Annotated in this window: 14 protein-coding genes; 1 reads left to right on the forward strand and 13 read right to left on the reverse strand. The window is 43.6% G+C overall.

Features of this window, described 5'->3' with window-relative positions:
- From EI162_RS09660 to sdhC, 10 genes are all read right to left on the reverse strand, one after another.
- The coding region (locus tag EI162_RS09660) for an IS30 family transposase (RefSeq protein WP_192524170.1) at positions 1 to 457 on the reverse strand (457 nt) is incomplete at its 3' end.
- 338 nt (positions 458 to 795) lie between these two features.
- Positions 796 to 1,671, reverse strand: a complete 876-nt coding sequence (gene sucD, locus EI162_RS09665) for a succinate--CoA ligase subunit alpha (protein WP_192524171.1) — start codon at positions 1,669 to 1,671, stop codon at positions 796 to 798.
- Between the two features lie 152 nt (positions 1,672 to 1,823).
- Positions 1,824 to 2,990 (reverse strand): ADP-forming succinate--CoA ligase subunit beta, encoded by a 1,167-nt coding sequence (gene sucC, locus EI162_RS09670; protein ID WP_192524172.1) that lies wholly within the window; start codon positions 2,988 to 2,990, stop codon positions 1,824 to 1,826.
- A 156-nt stretch (positions 2,991 to 3,146) separates the two neighbouring features.
- A complete protein-coding gene (gene lpdA, locus EI162_RS09675) occupies positions 3,147 to 4,601 on the reverse strand; it encodes a dihydrolipoyl dehydrogenase (protein WP_192524173.1) in 1,455 nt (484 codons plus the stop codon).
- 331 nt (positions 4,602 to 4,932) lie between these two features.
- The gene (odhB, locus tag EI162_RS09680) at positions 4,933 to 6,192 is read right to left on the reverse strand and encodes a 2-oxoglutarate dehydrogenase complex dihydrolipoyllysine-residue succinyltransferase (RefSeq protein WP_192524174.1); all 1,260 of its coding nucleotides are present in this window, start codon (positions 6,190 to 6,192) and stop codon (positions 4,933 to 4,935) included.
- Positions 6,193 to 6,328: 136 nt separating this feature from the next.
- Positions 6,329 to 9,211 (reverse strand): 2-oxoglutarate dehydrogenase E1 component, encoded by a 2,883-nt coding sequence (locus EI162_RS09685; protein ID WP_192524175.1) that lies wholly within the window; start codon positions 9,209 to 9,211, stop codon positions 6,329 to 6,331.
- Between the two features lie 1,286 nt (positions 9,212 to 10,497).
- Positions 10,498 to 11,208: a succinate dehydrogenase iron-sulfur subunit gene (locus tag EI162_RS09690; RefSeq protein WP_192524182.1), complete on the reverse strand. Its 711-nt coding sequence runs from the start codon at positions 11,206 to 11,208 to the stop codon at positions 10,498 to 10,500.
- Positions 11,209 to 11,409: 201 nt separating this feature from the next.
- Complete coding sequence (gene sdhA / locus EI162_RS09695) at positions 11,410 to 13,260, reverse strand: succinate dehydrogenase flavoprotein subunit (protein ID WP_192524176.1); 1,851 nt, start codon at positions 13,258 to 13,260, stop codon at positions 11,410 to 11,412.
- 351 nt (positions 13,261 to 13,611) lie between these two features.
- Positions 13,612 to 14,016 (reverse strand): succinate dehydrogenase, hydrophobic membrane anchor protein, encoded by a 405-nt coding sequence (gene sdhD, locus EI162_RS09700; RefSeq protein ID WP_318779311.1) that lies wholly within the window; start codon positions 14,014 to 14,016, stop codon positions 13,612 to 13,614.
- Between the two features lie 2 nt (positions 14,017 to 14,018).
- The gene (sdhC, locus tag EI162_RS09705; RefSeq protein ID WP_192524178.1) at positions 14,019 to 14,405 is read right to left on the reverse strand and encodes a succinate dehydrogenase, cytochrome b556 subunit; all 387 of its coding nucleotides are present in this window, start codon (positions 14,403 to 14,405) and stop codon (positions 14,019 to 14,021) included.
- A 1,084-nt stretch (positions 14,406 to 15,489) separates the two neighbouring features.
- Here sdhC and gltA point away from each other — a divergent pair.
- Entirely contained in the window at positions 15,490 to 16,770 is a 1,281-nt protein-coding gene (gltA, locus tag EI162_RS09710; RefSeq protein WP_192524179.1) for a citrate synthase, read from the forward strand.
- Between the two features lie 122 nt (positions 16,771 to 16,892).
- Here gltA and EI162_RS09715 read toward each other — a convergent pair whose 3' ends face one another.
- The 3 genes from EI162_RS09715 to EI162_RS09725 form a co-directional block, all read right to left on the reverse strand.
- Positions 16,893 to 17,936, reverse strand: coding sequence for a hypothetical protein (locus tag EI162_RS09715; RefSeq protein ID WP_192524180.1), 1,044 nt, complete (start codon positions 17,934 to 17,936; stop codon positions 16,893 to 16,895).
- A gap of 52 nt (positions 17,937 to 17,988) precedes the next feature.
- A complete protein-coding gene (locus EI162_RS09720) occupies positions 17,989 to 18,531 on the reverse strand; it encodes a type IV secretion protein Rhs (protein ID WP_225735192.1) in 543 nt (180 codons plus the stop codon).
- Positions 18,532 to 18,776: 245 nt separating this feature from the next.
- A partial coding sequence (locus EI162_RS09725) for an IS1 family transposase (RefSeq protein ID WP_192524181.1) occupies positions 18,777 to 18,914 on the reverse strand: 138 nt, incomplete at its 5' end.

An 18,914-nucleotide genomic window follows, 5' to 3' on the forward strand; every position in this document is an offset into this window, starting at 1 on the left:
TACAAGGGCGCTCATGAATCGAGACTCTGTCGTTGATACGGCCTCGGGTCTCAGCCGTTAGTCGCTTACGGTAAGGTTTGGCTTTGCGTCTGAGACACTGCCACAATGTGCCGCCTTGCCTCTTATCACGCCAAATATAGCGATAGATGCTCATGTGACTAATACCACCATGAACGCCGGCTATTTGTTCAGGACTCCAGCTGTCTTTTAGCTTGTCTGTGACCCAATCCCATACATCAGCAATAATAGTGACGGCGTTGTTTGATCGTCTGTCACAAGCCTTGTTATTAGCATTCTTTGCTCGGTAACCGCGCAGGCCTTTATTACGCCTTAGCTCTCTTGATATGGTGCTGGGACTTCTGTTTAACGCCCTCGCTATAAATTTAATACTATGTTTTGCCCCTTTAAGGGCATAAATCTGGTATCGTTCACCTAGGCTTAGATGTGTATAGTTCATGGTTGCAATCTCACTTTGGTCGGTGGATAAAAACTTTGATGCTAGCGCATCTAGGTCTTTTTTTCACCTCACATTTGGTATTGCACTTCATGTGTTAATCTAAGTCTTAAAAAGACTGTATGTTATTTTTCAAGAACTGACTAGACCTCTTGAATAAGTCATCGCTAGCCTTTGTGACTCCATTAGTAAAAGTCAATGAACTGGTACTTTTGCAAGAGGTCTACTATATTTAACTTAGAAAAGACACCATTATTATATAAAAAAAACACCCCATTGTAGGGGTGTCTTTGATTTTTTTCAATGCAGTTTTAGTAGTTACTTAACATACTCTGTATGTATTACCAACCAGTAACTTCTTTTAGCTTGTCGCCAAGCTTAGATGGGTCACGTGTATACGCAATACCAGCATCTTCAAAGGCTTTGAATTTCTCTTCAGCAGTACCTTGACCGCCTGAGATGATAGCGCCAGCATGACCCATACGCTTGCCTTCTGGAGCAGTAACACCTGCGATATAACCAACCACTGGCTTAGTCACATGGTCTTTGATATAAGCAGCAGCTTCTTCTTCAGCCGTACCACCGATCTCACCGATCAGGATGATTGCTTCGGTTTGTGGATCTGCTTCGAACAATTTCAACGCGTCAATCTGGTTCATACCAGGGATAGGATCACCACCGATACCGATACAAGTTGACTGACCAAAACCAAGCTTAGTGGTCTGAGCGACCGCTTCATAAGTCAATGTACCAGAGCGTGAGATGATGCCCACTTTACCTGGTTGATGGATATGACCTGGCATGATGCCGATTTTGCACTGACCTGGAGTGATAACACCTGGGCAGTTAGGACCAACCAGACGCACATCGCCTGCTTCTTCGAGATAGCGTTTGGCTTTTAGCATATCGAGAGTCGGTACGCCTTCAGTGATTACTACGATCAGCTTGACGCCAGCATCAATAGCTTCAACGATAGAATCTAGTACAAATGGCGCTGGTACGTAGATAACAGAAGCGTCAGCTTGAGTGGCTTCCATCGCCTCCGCCATGGTGTTAAATACTGGTAGGTCTAAATGCGTTTGACCGCCTTTACCTGGGGTTACGCCGCCGACGACTTTTGTACCGTATTCGATTGCTTGTTCAGAGTGGAACGTACCATTTTTACCAGTGAAACCTTGTACCAATACTTTGGTGTCTTTATCGATTAATACACTCATTATTTATTCCTTTATTCGGTTGTCTTGTAATAGCGACTTGATGATGGATTGACCATTAAATATTAATGAGTCATTCTTTACCAACAAGCTGCTATTACGCTTTGACTACTATGTTTAAGCAGCTATATCTAAAGTTCTATACTTCAAATATATTAGGCTTTTACAGCGTCGACAATTTTTTGAGCAGCGTCTGATAGGCCTTGAGCTGAGATTAGTTTCAGACCAGACTCTTCTAAGATTTTCGCGCCTTTTTCAGCGTTGTTACCTTCTAAGCGGACAACGACCGGTACTTTTACGTCAACTTCTTTGATCGCAGCGATGATGGCTTCTGCAATCATGTCACAACGTACGATACCACCGAAGATGTTGATTAGCACACCTTCAACGCTGCTGTCTTCAAGGATAATCTTGAATGCTTCAACAACGCGATCTTTAGTAGCACCGCCGCCAACGTCCAAGAAGTTAGCAGGCTTGCCGCCGTACAGTTTGATGATGTCCATCGTCGCCATCGCAAGACCAGCACCGTTAACCATACAACCGATGTTACCCTCTAGGGCTACATAGTTTAGGTCAAACTCAGCCGCTTTTAGCTCACGCTCATTTTCTTGCGTTTTATCTTGTAGTGCTGCGATTTTAGGCAGACGATATAGTGCGTTTGAGTCGATACCGATTTTGCCATCAACACAGACGATTTCGCCATTTTCGCGTACGGCTAGTGGGTTGATCTCAATCATTTCGATATCGTTGTCTATAAAGGCTTGATAAGCGCCAGTCATGATTTTAACGAACTGATTGATTTGTTTGCCTTCCATACCCAATTTGAACGCAACTTCGCGCGCTTGGTAAGGCATAAGGCCCACTAACGGATCAACGTTAACACTGAAGATTTTTTCTGGCGTTTCATTGGCCACTTCTTCGATATCAACACCGCCTTCGGTTGATGCCATAAACGTCACGCGTTGGCTAGAACGGTCAACAACTGCGCCAAGATATAGCTCAGTTTGTACTGGGTACATATCTTCTGCAACCAATACGAAGTTGACTGGTTGGCCGTCAGCGTCGGTTTGGAAAGTAACCAAATTGGTGCCGATAAGCTCTTCAGCGACTTGCTTGGCTTCTTCACGAGTCTTAACCAGCTTTACACCGCCCGCTTTACCGCGACCACCAGCATGTACTTGCGCTTTAATAACTGCAATATCTGTTGGGGTTTTATCAAAAGCAGCGGCAGCTTCGTCGCCACTATGGGCAATGATGCCTTCTTGAATCGGCAAACCGTAGCTTTTTAATAGCTCTTTTGCTTGATACTCATGTAAATTCATTGATTGTATCCTTTATTTTTTACAATTAATAAAAAGTGAAAACGAGTGCGCATATATATCTAGTAGACATCCGTCTAGCGCACTCATGACTGTAGTGATGATTAACATAGCCACACCACAATCAGGTTATAAGTTGCTACTTATCAAACTAATTACTTACTTCTTACGTTTTTTACGCTGAATGGCGTGAATAGCACGACCATCTGCAGATAGAGCAGCTTCGTGCACTGCTTCTGAAATGGTTGGGTGCGCAAATGTCATCAGCTGTAAATCTTCGATACTAGAAACAAATTCCATCGCAATCATGCCTTGATGGACGATATCACCAGCACCAGCAGAAATCGCATGCATACCTAATAGGCGATCTGTTTTGGCATCAGCGACGACTTTAATAGAACCTTGCGCTTCACTTTGGGCAAGGGCACGGCCATTCGCTGCTAGGTTAAACGAGCCTGTTTTGACTTCATAGCCAGCTGCTTCAGCTTCTTGTTCAGTCAAACCAACCCATGCGATTTCTGGATGGGTATAAATGACGTTGATAATAGTGTCATAGTTGACCTGAGCTTTTTCGCCGTGAATACGTTCAACGGCCATCATGCCCTCTTCCATGGCTTTATGCGCAAGCATTGGGCCACGAACCAAATCACCGATAGCATAAACGCCATCAAGATTGGTTTTACACTGATCGTTGACATCAATCAAACCACGTTCGGTCAATTGAATGCCGCTATCGTCGCCAAGTAGCTTTTCAGAATAGGCACGGCGACCAACACAAACGATTAATTTATCAAAGCTCTCGTCTGACGCCTCACCTTTGGCTTCACTAGTAACGACCACTTGATCGCCTTTCACTTCAGCGTTGGTGACTTTGGTATCGACACGGATATCGAGGCCTTGCTTCTTCAGCATTTTGCCCGCTTCTTTTGAGATGTCTTTATCAGCAGCTGCTAAGAAACTTGGTAGTGCTTCATAAACCACCACTTCGGCACCTAGGCGACGCCATACTGAACCCAGCTCAAGACCGATGACGCCTGCGCCAATCACGCCTAAACGCTTAGGTACTTCGGTGAAATCAAGCGCGCCAGTAGAATCAACGATACGGTCGCCGTCAGTCTTAGCAACGGGAATATCGATAGGCACTGAGCCTGCCGCAAGGATGACGTTTTTAGCAGTGATCGTTGTCTCTGCTTCGTCTGCTAGAGCGGTAAATTTAACTTTTTTATCTGCGCCCTTGCCATCTTCTAACGTGCCCCAGCCTTGTAGCCAGTCAACGCCATTGCCTTTCAATAATGCCGCAACACCGCCCGTCAATTGCTTAACGATGCCTTCTTTGCGTTCTATCATTTTTTCGACATCAATGCTCACATCGCTCGTGCTAATTCCATGCTCAGCAAGGTCGTGCTTAGTCGCCTCATAACGATGCGAGCTATCAAGCAGCGCCTTTGATGGGATACAACCGACGTTTAAGCAAGTACCGCCAAGTGCAGGCTCGCCTTTATAAACACGTTTTTCGATACAAGCAACGCTCATACCTAGTTGTCCTGCGCGGATAGCAGCTTCGTAGCCACCAGGACCGCCGCCGATGACGACTAAATCATAACTGTCTTTCATAGTCCATTCCTATTTCTAATTTTATACTATTCCTAAAAATGTGAGTAGCAAGGAAAACCAGTACAAGTACTACTTTTAGTAGACTAAACGAGTTTCACACAACTAATCATGTTTTTTAGGTTTGGTATTCGTTATCGTTTAAGCTATTAGGCAATTTATTAATAACAAAAGTAATCAGCCACAAGTTAACCGTATAGTTAATACACTACTTCAGTATCACATGCTGTAGAGCGCTGATGTATAACCGTGAGAATTGCAGAATAACTGGGAGAGCTTTTATCATAAGGTGAAAAAAGCTTGTATCAGCGATTGCCAATACAAGCTTAAATACTTATAGATCTAGTAGTAACATGGCTGGGTCTTCAACCAACTCTTTGATCGTTACTAGGAACTGTACTGCTTCTTTACCATCAATCATACGGTGGTCATAAGACAGTGCAAGATACATCATTGGTAGGATTTCAACTTTACCATCGACTGCCATTGGACGGTCATTGATGGCGTGCATACCTAAGATAGCCGTTTGTGGTGGGTTCAAGATAGGCGTTGACATCAGTGAGCCAAATACACCACCGTTAGAGATAGTGAACGTACCGCCAGTCATGTCATCTAAACCAAGTTTGCCTTTTTGCGCCAAACCACCAAGCTCACGAATACGGCTCTCGACACCCGCCATGCTCATTTGGTCGGTATCACGCAATACTGGCACGACCAAACCACGATCTGACGATACCGCAACACCGATATCATAAAAACCATGATAAACAATGTCATCGCCATCTAGTGAGGCGTTGACTGCTGGGAAACGTTTAAGGGCTTCGGTCGCTGCTTTCACAAACAATGACATAAAGCCTAAACGCACACCATGACGTTTTTCGAACTGCTCTTTATACTTAGCGCGCATGTCCATCAACGGTTTCATGTTCACTTCGTTAAACGTCGTTAGCATGGCAGTATCTTGTGACGCTGACAATAGACGCTCAGCCACACGCTTACGCAAGCGAGTCATTGGGACGCGTTTTTCAGTACGCTCACCCATTGATTCAGCCACTGGACGGCCGCTATCAGACTTAATGCTGCTGTCGGCTTTCAGAGTTGGACTTGCCATATCGGTTTTGGTGACACGGCCGCCGCGACCACTACCTTCGACGTCTTTAGGGTCTACACCTGACTCTTTTGCGGCTTTACGTACGGCTGGGCTTTGATCTTTATGATCCGCTTCGTCTTTCTTATCTGTTGCTTGTACTGGCTCACCACCATCTGCGGCTTGTTTTGCTTGTACTGGCGCGGCTGGTTGATCTGGATCTACGGCAGGCGCAGCATCTGAGCTAGAACCGCCATCAGAACTTCCAGTTGCACCGGCTTCAAACTGAGCGATGAGCTCGTCAGACAGTACGGTATCGTCTACTTGCTTAACGATTTTGGTCACAACGCCATTATCAGGCGCCACAACTTCTAATACAACTTTATCAGTTTCGATTTCAGCCAATAGGTCATCACGATTAACTTGTTGACCTTCAGTGACATGCCATTCAACGATTGTGCCATCGGCAACCGATTCTGGAAAAACGGGGGCTTTGATATCAGCCATCGATATACTCCTTAGATTTGGATATTCATATTTATTATTAAGTCGTGATAGGCAGTCAGTATTGTTTCAATTAAAAAGCACTGACTGCCATCGCCTGATTCATTTACTTTCTATAATCTTGTGATGAACCCATCTATTATTTAGACAATTCATCGACACTGATACCAAGACCACCAGCGATCAAAGCTTGCTGTTGCTGAGCGTGTAGTTTTGGTGAGCCTGTCGCAGGAGCTGCACTAGCAGGACGCGCTACCGGATCCATAACTTTTGCCTTGGTTGGGTGCGGTACGACAATACGGTATATATTCGGTGCCAAGTAGTACCAAGCGCCTTGGTTCAATGGCTCTTCTTGCGTCCACACAATCTCTTCTAGATTACTATATTTTTCAATCTCAGCAACCAAACGCTTTTCTGGTAATGGATAAAGCTGCTCGATACGGACGATAGCCACATGGTCTAGACCCAATGCACGGCGATGCTCAAGCAAGTCATAATAAACTTTACCACCACATACCACCATACGAGTCACGTTGTCCGCATTTTGCTGATCTATCTCTGGCAGTACCGTTTCAAACTTACCATTGGCAAGCTCTTCTAGGTTTGACGTGGCCAGCTTATGACGTAGCAAGCTCTTTGGCGACATGACAATCATCGGCTTGCGAATTGGGCGTACCGCTTGGCGACGTAGAGCATGATAAATCTGCGCAGGCGTCGTTGGGGTAATCACTTGCATGTTGTCTTCAGCACATAATTGCAAGAAGCGCTCTAGACGAGCAGATGAATGCTCAGGACCTTGACCTTCAAAGCCATGCGGCAATAGCATGGTCAAACCACAAACACGCTGCCATTTGGTTTCGCCACTGGATATAAACTGATCAATGACAACCTGTGCACCATTGACGAAATCACCGAACTGCGCTTCCCATACTACCAATGCGTTTGGCACGGTGGTGGCATAGCCGTATTCAAATGCCAGCACGGCTTCTTCTGACAATAAAGAGTTATAAGTAGCAAAGCGAGCCTGTGTCTCACTCATATGAGCAAGGGGCACATACATGCTACCGTCTTCGACGTTATATAGCTCACTATGACGATGTGAGAACGTGCCACGGCCGACATCTTCGCCAGTAATACGTACCATCACTTCATCATTATCAACCAGTGACGCGTATGCCAATGTTTCAGCAGCGCCCCAGTTAAGTGGCTCTTCGCCTGTTTGCATGGCCAAGCGTTGGTCGACAACTTTTTGTACTTGACGTTGTAGCTTATAGCCTTCGGGCATCTCAGCCATACGGCGGCCATAACCTTTTAACTTTTCGATATCGACACTGGTATCCCACTCGTCCACCAAGTCATGACCTAGATAAGGTTTCCAATCGACAAACAATTCTTCGTTAGGCTCGCTGACTAGTGAATTAGCAACATAGTCACCACGATCTAATGATTCACGATACTCATCTTCGTAACGCTTTTCATCATCGGCACTTAGTAGGCCTTCTTCAATCAATGTTTTTGCATAGATACCACGCGTGGTCGGCAGCTTTTTAATCACCGCATACATCAACGGTTGAGTAGCTGACGGCTCATCGGCTTCGTTATGACCATTACGGCGATAACAGAACAAGTCGATGATAATGTCTTTGTCAAACTCATGACGGTAATCTAACGCCAATTGAGCGGCAAATACCACTGACTCAGGATCATCACCATTAACATGTAAAATAGGCGCGTGAACCATTTTTGCTACATCGGTACAGTACTCAGTTGAACGTGCATCTTCTTGACGGCTGGTGGTAAAACCAACTTGGTTATTGATGACAATGTGTACTGTGCCGCCTGTAGTATAAGCACGGGTTTGTGACATTTGGAAAGTTTCTTGAACCACACCCTGACCAGCAAAAGCGGCATCGCCATGAATCACGATAGGCAATACTGAATTACCGTCTTTATTGTCCTGTAATGGCTGGTCATTACGGCGCACTTGACGTGCACGTACTGAGCCTTGCAATACTGGGGCTACAATCTCAAGATGTGATGGGTTAAATGCCAAAGCTAAATGCGTCTCGCCACCTGGCGTCATGACGTTAGATGAAAAACCATTGTGATATTTGACATCGCCTGAGCCTTTTTCTGGCTGGATTTTGCCATCAAACTCATCAAATAAGTCTGCTGGGTTTTTACCCAAAATATTGACCAATAAGTTTAGACGTCCACGGTGAGCCATACCAATGACCATCTCTTTAGTGCCATAACCACCAGCACGTTGGATGATTTCATTAATAGCAGGGATAAAGCTTTCACCACCTTCTAGGCCGAAACGCTTAACACCTGTATATTTGCGGGCTAGATATTTTTCTAGGCCTTCAGCAGCGGTTAGACGCTCAAGAATAGACAGACGTTTTTCTTTGTCAAACTTGATATAGCCTAGATTGGTTTCTAGGTATTTTTCCATCCAGCGCTTTTCTACACTGGTGGTGACATGCATGTACTCAACACCAATGTTGCGGCAGTAAACACGCTCCATGATTTCAATAATTTCACGTAGAGGCGCTTCTTCCTTACCGATATCCAAATCATTGGTAGGAAATACCGTATCGAGGTCGGCTTCTGAAAGGTTGTGATAAGCGAGGGTCAAATCCTCTACTTTTGCACGTGGGTGCAAATCTAATGGATCAAGCTTCGCCTTACGGTGACCACGGCGACGGTATGCCGAAATCAATTGTTGCACACCCATTTGCTTAGGGTCAGCGCAATTAGCTAAGCTGGTTGCTTCGCTATTAGACGCCGCTCCCCCTTTATTGGCTGTCTGATTACGGGCAAGCAATAAAAACTGATCCTTAATAGCATTATGATGAGCATCGTTTGGCGATTTGTACTGTTCAAAGTACGTTTGCCAATCGCTATCAACACTATTAGGGTCGTCTAAATATTGCTCGTAAAGAGCTTCTACATAATGGGCATTATCAGCGGCCAGTTCTGTGTGGCCGTGGCTTGCTGTTTCTTTAGTTATACTATTCATAATAATCGTCTATTTGATAGATAAATGAATGGAATCGTGCTTATTATTGTGTCATCTGTCACTGGTTAAACATGCAAAACAATCGTGCAAAAACTTGATATATCGTATTAGGTGTCATCTGATAAAATTCTACTTTTCAGTAGTATTCACAGTTTAGATATAGTCGATACTGAATAAAATGATACACGAAACTCTGTTACATGGTTACGTGGCTGGCACGTTGCGTGGTTAGTACAAATTTTTCTTGCTTGCTGTGCCTACGCCAACAGAGGCTACAAAACTTATGTTTTAAACGAAAGTACTCCAGTGTTTTAAACGAAAGTATTCCAGCCACGCCTGTATCGCTTTTATATTGCTCTAACTATAGGGCTGTAATCATTTACGAGAGTCTATATGCTACATAGAGGCCATCAGTATTTTTACAACACTTGATGAAAAATATAATTATTTGTGAACGATGAGTTTTCTTATCTGGCTCGTTTCACAACATTAATTTATATATACTGCCTATAGCCATAACAAATTTATTTATAGTGGATACTTGGTGTGCTATCAGCTGGCCTATAAATTGGCTATCGTTGCTGAGGTGCCTGGCTATTTCTGAGGGTTACTGCTTTTTTTAGCCTGAAATACATTGCTGTATAGGGTAGCACGCCTGTCTTTTATGCCATAGTTTGTTTGTTCAATACTAGGTATTTAGGTAATGAATAACCACTATAGTCAGCTCAAAACAAAAGCGATGTAATGGTAATAACATGCTATTGGCTATATTAATTTAGGTACATCGTTATCGTTTACGAGGTTAATTAGTACGCGGTCACTGATAAAGCAGAAAGTCGATAACGGCTATTTATTCAGCGAAATGCTTGGTTATTAAAACTCATCATTCAAAGCAGACATCATTGTAACATTTAATTTCATCAATATCTCTCAGTGAATACCTGTTTTTTCATAATAATTATATAGGTTGCCTGCACATATATCATGTTTTCTTACACACGACCAACGTATTGTTAGCACAGCCTTACCTTTGATCTTTGCATTCCTTAAAGCTTGTATAAGACGAACAAATTTTTCTAAAAAATCTAGAAAATTGCGCATAAAAAAACCACCTAAAAATTTAGGTGGTTTTTTTGTGCGGGTTTTGCAGAAGATAGATTCTACAAAATCCATGTCATACCATTAACAAAAATTAGAGTAGCAAGGAAAACGAGTGCAAGTGCTACGCATTGTAGACTAAACAAGTTTGACACAGCTAATCGTACTTTTTGGGTTTGGTATAACGATTAACCCGCTTGGTCAATGAGCATATTGCGTAAGTTGCCAATAGCTTTAGTAGGGTTTAGACCTTTTGGACAAACCGATACACAGTTCATGATACCGCGACAGCGGAATAAGCTAAACGGATCGTCTAGACGTGCTAAACGCGCCTGAGTATCAGTATCACGGCTATCCATGACAAAACGGTTGGCATTCAATAAAGCAGCAGGCCCCAAGAACTTATCAGGGTTCCACCAGAACGATGGGCAGCTGGTTGAACAACAAGCGCATAAGATGCATTCATACAGACCGTCCATTTTTTCGCGTTGCTCAGGTGACTGCAAACGCTCTGTTGGCGGTGCTGGCTGGTCATTGATTAAGTACGGATGTACTTTTTCGTATTGCTCGTAGAATTGGTTCATATCGACGACCAAGTCACGAACCACTGGCAAACCTGGCAATGGGCGTACGGTGACTTTTTCTGGCAACGTATTCATGTTGATTAGACAAGCAAGACCGTTTTTACCATTGATGTTCATGCCGTCAGAGCCACAAATACCTTCACGGCACGAGCGACGGAAGGTGAGCGTTTCATCTTCCTTTTTTAGGCGTAATAATACGTCAAGCAACATACGATCTGACTCTTGTAGCTCAATCGTATAGGTTTGCATGCGCGGCGCTGCGTCCTGATCAGGATCGTAGCGATAGATTTCGATGGTGCGAGTACCTCGGCTCATAATGCTAAACTCCACACATAGGTGATGGCTGGCATACAAGCGTTGCAACTTAATCTTGCAAACATCAGCGCTATTCATGTTTTTCATCATAGCGCTGATAGTAGCTTGTAGCTGGCGGTCAACCTTTTAATAAATGAATAAGGGATAAAACGTTAACGCTGTTGTTATATATCAGCTATAAATCAAGTGCGCGGTCTAAAATTAATAGACACGAACTTTTGGCTCGATATAATCAACTGTCAACGGCACTTTACGAACTGGCTTATAAACGATGCGGTTGCCTTCAGAATACCATAAGGTATGCTTCATCCAATCGTGGTCATTACGGCCGTTTGGTGCATAATCGTCATCCTCTGGGCGATCGTAGTCTGCCACGCTATGCGCGCCGCGACTTTCGTGACGATGGGCTGCTGATACCATGGTGGCTTTTGCTACTTCGTACAGATTGGCTACTTCAAACGCTTCGATACGAGCAGTGTTAAAGACTTGTGACTTGTCCGCCAAATGGATTTTGTCGATTTTTTCACCCAGTGCTAAAATCTGCTCAACCCCTTCATCCATGATCGCTTGGGTACGGAATACGCTGGCATGCTTTTGCATAGTGGCACGAATCTCGTCAGCCACATCCTGCGCATTGTAGCCGTCGGTCGACTGTTGCAGTTTGTCTAAACGCTTCACGGTAAAATCAAGCACGTGTGGATCTAATGGCTTGTAGTCATGATCCGCATGATGGAATTCATCAACGATATGCTTACCAGCAGCACGACCAAATACGACCAAATCCAGTAATGAGTTGGTACCTAGACGGTTGGCACCGTGGACACTCACACAAGCACATTCGCCGATGGCATATAGACCTTTGACCACGTTACCTTTGGTATATAATCCGTCTTCATCTGTACCCGATTCTAGATCAGGCGTGATTACTTGACCATGAATCGTGGTCGGAATACCGCCCATCATATAATGGATGGTCGGAATGACTGGGATAGGCTCTTTGGTGATATCGACGTTGGCGAAGTTTTTACCAATCTCAAAGACTGATGGCAAACGCTTCATGATGGTTTCAACGCCCAAATGGGTCATATCCATAACGATATGGTCAGCATTGGGACCACAACCACGGCCTTCTTTGATTTCTTGGTCCATAGAGCGAGAAACCAAATCACGTGGTGCCAAGTCTTTCACGGTTGGCGCATAACGCTCCATGAACGCTTCGCCATCTTTGTTACGTAAGATAGCGCCTTCACCACGGCACCCTTCGGTCAATAGTACGCCTGCCCCATGAACGCCGGTTGGATGGAACTGCCAGAATTCCATATCTTGTAATGGAATACCTGCACGGACCGCCATGCCAATGCCGTCACCAGTATTGATATAAGCGTTGGTCGACGCGGCAAAGATACGGCCAGCACCGCCTGTCGCTAGGACAGTAATCGGCGATTGAAATACCGCGACTGTGCCCGTTTCTTGCTCAATGGCGATGACACCGTTGATGTTACCCGCTTCGTCTTTGATCAAATCTAGCGCAATCCACTCGATAAAGAACTCAGTGCCTTGCTCTAGGTTTTTTTGATAGAGCGTATGTAGCAGCGCATGACCGGTACGGTCGGCAGCAGCACACGCACGTTGAACAGCTTTTTCGCCATAGTTTGACGTGTGACCACCGAACGGGCGCTGATAAATCGTCCCGTCTTCGTTACGGTCAAACGGCATGCCCATGTGCTCAAGCTCATAAACGACTTTTGGCGCTTCACGGCACATGTATTCAATCGCGTCTTGGTCGCCCAACCAATCTGACCCTTTAACGGTGTCATAAAAGTGGAAATGCCAGTTATCGTTGCTCATGTTACCCAAACTTGCGCCAATACCGCCCTGAGCGGCAACGGTGTGCGAGCGCGTTGGGAATACTTTGGTTAAAACGGCAACTTTCATGCCCGCTTCAGCCAAGTGTAGTGAAGAACGCATACCTGAGCCGCCGCCACCCACGATGACTGCATCGTAGTTTAGGGTCTTGATATTGCTAATGGTATTATCTTGTCTAGTTGCCATTACGGTTTTCCTAATGCCTGTTAATGCTTAGAAGTAAATAAAAAGGTGATTCTGCATATTATTTTTGCCGTACCGAATAACTTTTGCTTCAGTACCACTTGTGCTTATCAAAGCACCATGCAAACAACCTTTAACCACTTAACTTGCATATCTATCGTTATATTGGGACTCATCACTCGCTTCACCACGGATACACCTAAGTTTTAAGTGACTGGTTAAGTCAATGTGTGCCCAACGCTATGATTGGCTATGACTATTTTTGGCGACTAACGGATGGCTTTGACATACTAAGGCAGCTAAAAATTCTGCTACGCGCACCCGTTATCGATAGTAGAGGTTATCACTCAGTGGTTAAACAGCAACAACGCCGAAACCAGTACCCCAAAAAATCATGATGCCCCAAAATAGAAACACTAAAATAGCGATAATCATCAATGACTGTAGCACTAAACGTAAACCTGCTGCGCTTGAGCCCATTTTGCCAGTGGTAATATAGTCAGTAAATACCGTCCACATCCCAACCCAAGCATGACCAGCTAACGCAAGTACAGCTATCAAACTGAATAGACGCATCGGCAAGCTGGTCATAAATGATGACCACTCAATAAAGGTCACATTACCGTGGGTCAAAAAGAAGCCCAGTAATACCACACTATAAACGGCTAAGACTACTGCACTGAGGCGCTGGATAATCCAATCGCGTGAGCCTGAACTGGTCAGACCAGTAGCGCTTTTGATTCCTGAATCATTTTTTATCATTAGAACATCACCCATACAAATGACGCGACAATTAAGATTGCTGCAATTACAAAGCTAATCATAGAAGCGGCACGGCCAGATTTTAGCTCCTCGTTCATGCCCATATCAGCAAATAAGTGCTTGACGCCCATCACAAAGTGATAAGCAATCGCGGCAACGAATATCCATGCCAAAAAGCGCACGAATACGTTGTCAAATACGGTCTCAAAACTCTCAGGCGACGCCAACGAGTTCTGTAGTAACCACAGCATGACAGGAATCAATAAAAATAAAACAATGCCAGAAATACGATGCAAAATTGAGGCAATTGCAATCGGTGAGCTGTTAACGCTAATCACTTGGCTCAAAGGCAGATTAATAGGTCTGTTGCTTTTCACAGCGGGCATCCTTTTTTGCGGTTGTGTCTGGTAGTTACTTATGGTTTGGCAATCGTCTACCAAACACACCGAGTACTACTCAAGACGAATAAGGTAAGGAAGAGCTAGCTGACTTCGTATAGTTTGCGTCAAATATGAAGAGAGGATAGTGCAGTATAGGGAATCAATAAACCGTTTCATGTCGTTGGTCGAAATGACAGATCTAAAGAAGCCTCGCCATTATACAACAAAGAAAAAACATGAATAACATCGATTAACCAGCCTATTTTTACGAGACATATTAATAAAAAATGACGCTATCCTGTCATTTTGTATTGATACAAACGTTTTGCTAAATTTAAGTGCTTGTATTAAACGCTTAACATTTAAACAATTAAAAATAAAGCCACTAAAAACGACACCCAAACCATAGATTCGGGGTCTTATCGATTCAATCGTTTATCGAAACAGTATCGAGTCTTGCTCGTTTGCTATTTAGCCATATTCAAATACTCAAACACTCAAACAACCAGCTTTAAACGATACCATATCCTAACTACTTCTCAATTTGTACAATACGAGTGCCAGTTAAGTATTATCAATTATAAAATGACTGAGCGACAATTACAAATTTATCCCCTGAGTAGTAAAAAAGGCACACTAAGTGAGCAAATAAATAGAGAACATTAATAATGGTTGTCTAAAAATGTTTGATTTTACCAAAATTTATGGCCCACTCTATTTGTCTGTTGCTCATACTCTGCCTGTTTCTAACACAAATATTTATAACACTTACCGTATTACTCTGTTAAAAATCTTTAAAAATTACGTGAATAATGTAGCTCTACTTATAGTTTTAAAAGAGGTACTTTTAAGCAAAATAACCGATTAGACATATTTTGATACAAAAATTACAGTGGTTACACACGGCTAAACCGTGTCACTTGGTGGGATTGTCGGTAAAAGTCTTTTCAAATCATATTGAATTGCTGCTAATATACCCTGCGTATCAAGTGGCTTAAATAAATTTAAACTATTTGGTGAATCGATAACGCGAGGGTATGCGTCTGTCGTGAATTTATTCTAACAAGTTAAAACTAATGGAGAGCAATTTATGGCTGACAATAATGCCAAACTAACCGTAAATAGTGAAGCGTACGAACTTCCTATCATCAAAGGTACTTTAGGGCGCCCAGTTATCGATATTGCTGCTTTACAAAACTCAGGGTTTTGGTCTTATGATCCTGGTTTTAAAGTAACGGCTCCTGTTGAATCAAAGATTACCTTTATTGATGGTGGTAAAGGTGAGTTATTATACCGCGGCTACCCTATCGACCAGTTAGCAAAAAACGCTGAATACTTAGAAGTGGCTTATGCACTGATTCATGGTGACCTACCTAATAGCGAGCAAAAAGCAGACTTCTTTGAAAAAATCCGTAAGCATACGGCCGTTCATGACCAACTGCGTAAGTTCTTTGAAGGCTTCCGCCGTGACGCGCATCCAATGGCGATTATGGTCGGTGTCGTTGGTGCTTTATCTGCCTTTTATCACGATAAGTTAGACATCAGCGATGAAGATCATCGTGAAATCACGGCTATTCGTCTAATCGCAAAAATGCCTACATTAGCGGCTATGAGTTATAAATACTCACAGGGCGAACCGTTCATGTATCCACGTAATGACTTTGGCTACGCAGAAAACTTCTTATATATGATGTTTGCAACCCCTGCTGATGTCGATTATAAAGTAAACCCAATCATCGCTGATGCGATGGACAAAATCTTTACCTTGCACGCTGACCATGAGCAAAACGCTTCGACATCTACCGTACGTCTAGCCGGCTCTACTGGCGCTAACCCTTACGCTTGTATCGCTGCTGGTATCGCCGCTTTATGGGGTCCTTCACATGGCGGCGCTAACGAAGCTGTTCTTGAGATGCTAGACGAGATCGGCTCTGTTGAAAATGTTCCTGAATTTATGGAAAAAGTGAAGAGCCGTGAAGTGAAGCTAATGGGCTTTGGTCACCGTGTTTATAAAAACTTTGACCCACGCGCACAAGTGCTGAAAAAGGCTTGTGATGAAGTATTGGAAGCTTTAGGTATCGACGATCCTAAGCTTAAGTTGGCTATGGAACTAGAAAAAATCGCTTTAGAAGATCCGTTCTTCATCGAGCGTAACCTCTATCCAAACGTTGACTTCTACTCTGGTATTATTCTAAAAGCCATTGGTATCCCAACGTCAATGTTTACGGTTATTTTCTCACTAGCCCGTACCTCAGGTTGGATCAGCCATTGGATCGAGATGCATAGCGCACCGTTCAAAATCGGTCGTCCACGTCAGTTGTATACAGGTGAGACGCATCGTGACTTCGTTAAAGTTGAAGACCGCAAATAAGCTTTAGTATTTGATTGATTAATTAACTAATTAAAACCCCATAAAAAAATCCCGCCAAAGTGCGGGATTTTTTATGGGCTGCATTTACAACTATTCGCTTAACGACAAATAGGTTTGAGTCACTACTCAAAAGCTTTTAAGGTCTGCTCATATTTAGCAATTTGTTCATCGTAACCTTCAATGGTCTCATTAAATTTTGTCATTAACATCTCAAATTCTTGCTGCTGGGTTCGTTTCATTTGCTGCATATCTAGCACTTGCTGAGCTTCTATTTGCTCCCAAACCTGATGCTGAATCACCAAACGCGCCAGTGCTGGGCTTTTTGCATTAACCCGTCCAGCAATTTCCGCATCTTCAAACAACTGCGGCACCAAGGTGGCGACATTAATCAACGTATCGGTATCTTCGGCACTAAGCGGTGTGGTCACAGGTTGATAGAGCGCCTCCATCACTTGCTGGTAGCGTTCGATAATTTGCGCTTCTGTGAGTATCGTAGGCTTGCGCGGCTCGAGGCTGATGCGTTTTAACACAGTCAAATCACGCTCACCGACTTCCGTGCTAGTATTAATATCATCTTCAGCCGCTATTTCGTTAGCAGCGTCATTAGCAATATCACTGGCACTGTTAGTGTCACTGTCGACATTAGCCATTGGAGATGTAGGCGCTACTGTCGACGAAGTAGCACCACTAGCCATTCCAGCATTCTTTTCAATATTGATACTGTCGTTATTTTCATTATTGCCGGCGATGTCATCGTTATTGTAGGTGTCATTGTTATCACTGAAGTCGTCCGTCGTACCATTTAGCAATAACGACTCTTGCGGTACTGAGGCATCAGCTGCTTGTAGCGACTCGTACTCTGCTTGCAAACGACGCTGCAACCCTTGCGCTTGGGCGACATATATAGGCTGGTACTGTTCTATACGAGCAGCAGCCGAATCGCTTTTTTGCATAGGCTGACTGTCCTCTTCAGCCGTTTTCTCAGTGGTTTGGCTGTCATCTGGCACTGGTGGTGTTTCTGCTTGTTGCTGACAACCGCTCAACAATAAGACACCTGTCATTGCTGCCGCAAGCAAGGTTGGCGCTTGGCGTGGACTCATGAGGCCTTTATCTACAAGGTTATGATGAGTATCAATAGTCGGTTTTACTGATAAAAATTTAAACATTTGAGTACACACCCTTGGTTAAAAGCAGAAATATTAAATCATGACATACGGGTTAAGACTTGAGCGAGCTTTCATTAGTTTCATTAGCATGACTACTACCAGCAGGAACGACTGGTGGCGCTATTAGAAACGGAATACAGCTTTCTAAATCCTGACAGTACTGCCCACGCTGACGGCGGATAAAGTAATCTTGTACCATGCGCGCTTGCTGTTCGATACCGTATTTAAAGAAGCACTTGCCTGTTTCAAACACATAATTGTAGCGACGGTCAATGAGTGCGCCACGTACGACTTTTAGACCTTGCTGCAACTGCCAAACGTGGGTCAGCTCATGTATCAACCAGCTTTGCTTATTGAGCGACGTTTGGCTAAAATCTACAATCCAGTCTGCTGGATGGAAATAAATATTCCCATTGGGACTCACCGCATAATTTTTGAGTACCCACCAAGCGGTCTTTAGCTGAACGTTATCAAGTCTAATACTGTCAGCGAACACTGAACGAGCCAGCGCTATCTCACCAGCTGTCAGCTGTCGTGATTGCGGTTTTTCTGGATGGCGATTCAATAAGCGCTTAAAAGTCGATGGTGTTACCATTAATATCCTACCTTATGCTCAATAAATCAATGCTTAATATATCCCAAGTCATAAACTAAGTCATAAACTCTGTTAGAGCATTAATAGGGATAAAAATATAAAAACCAAAGTATTTGGGACATAAGCTGTACACTTAGCTGACTTTTATTAACGTAAATCTGCGTTAGCCTAGCTCATATAATACCCAATACCAGCTTATATAATGATCAATAAAATTTGGTGGTGTTCTAAAAAGTATGCTGGCATCAGACGTAGCCATAATTGATGTAAAAGAACACCATATCAAACACTTTGAAGTGATTATCGAGCTTTTTTGAGAAGCAACAAGTCTTTCTAACCGCTCGTCTTAATCGGTGTCTAAGGCGACAGTTATTACCCTCTAT

The sequence above is a fragment of the Psychrobacter sp. FME6 genome (assembly GCF_014861365.1).
Lineage (GTDB): Bacteria > Pseudomonadota > Gammaproteobacteria > Pseudomonadales > Moraxellaceae > Psychrobacter.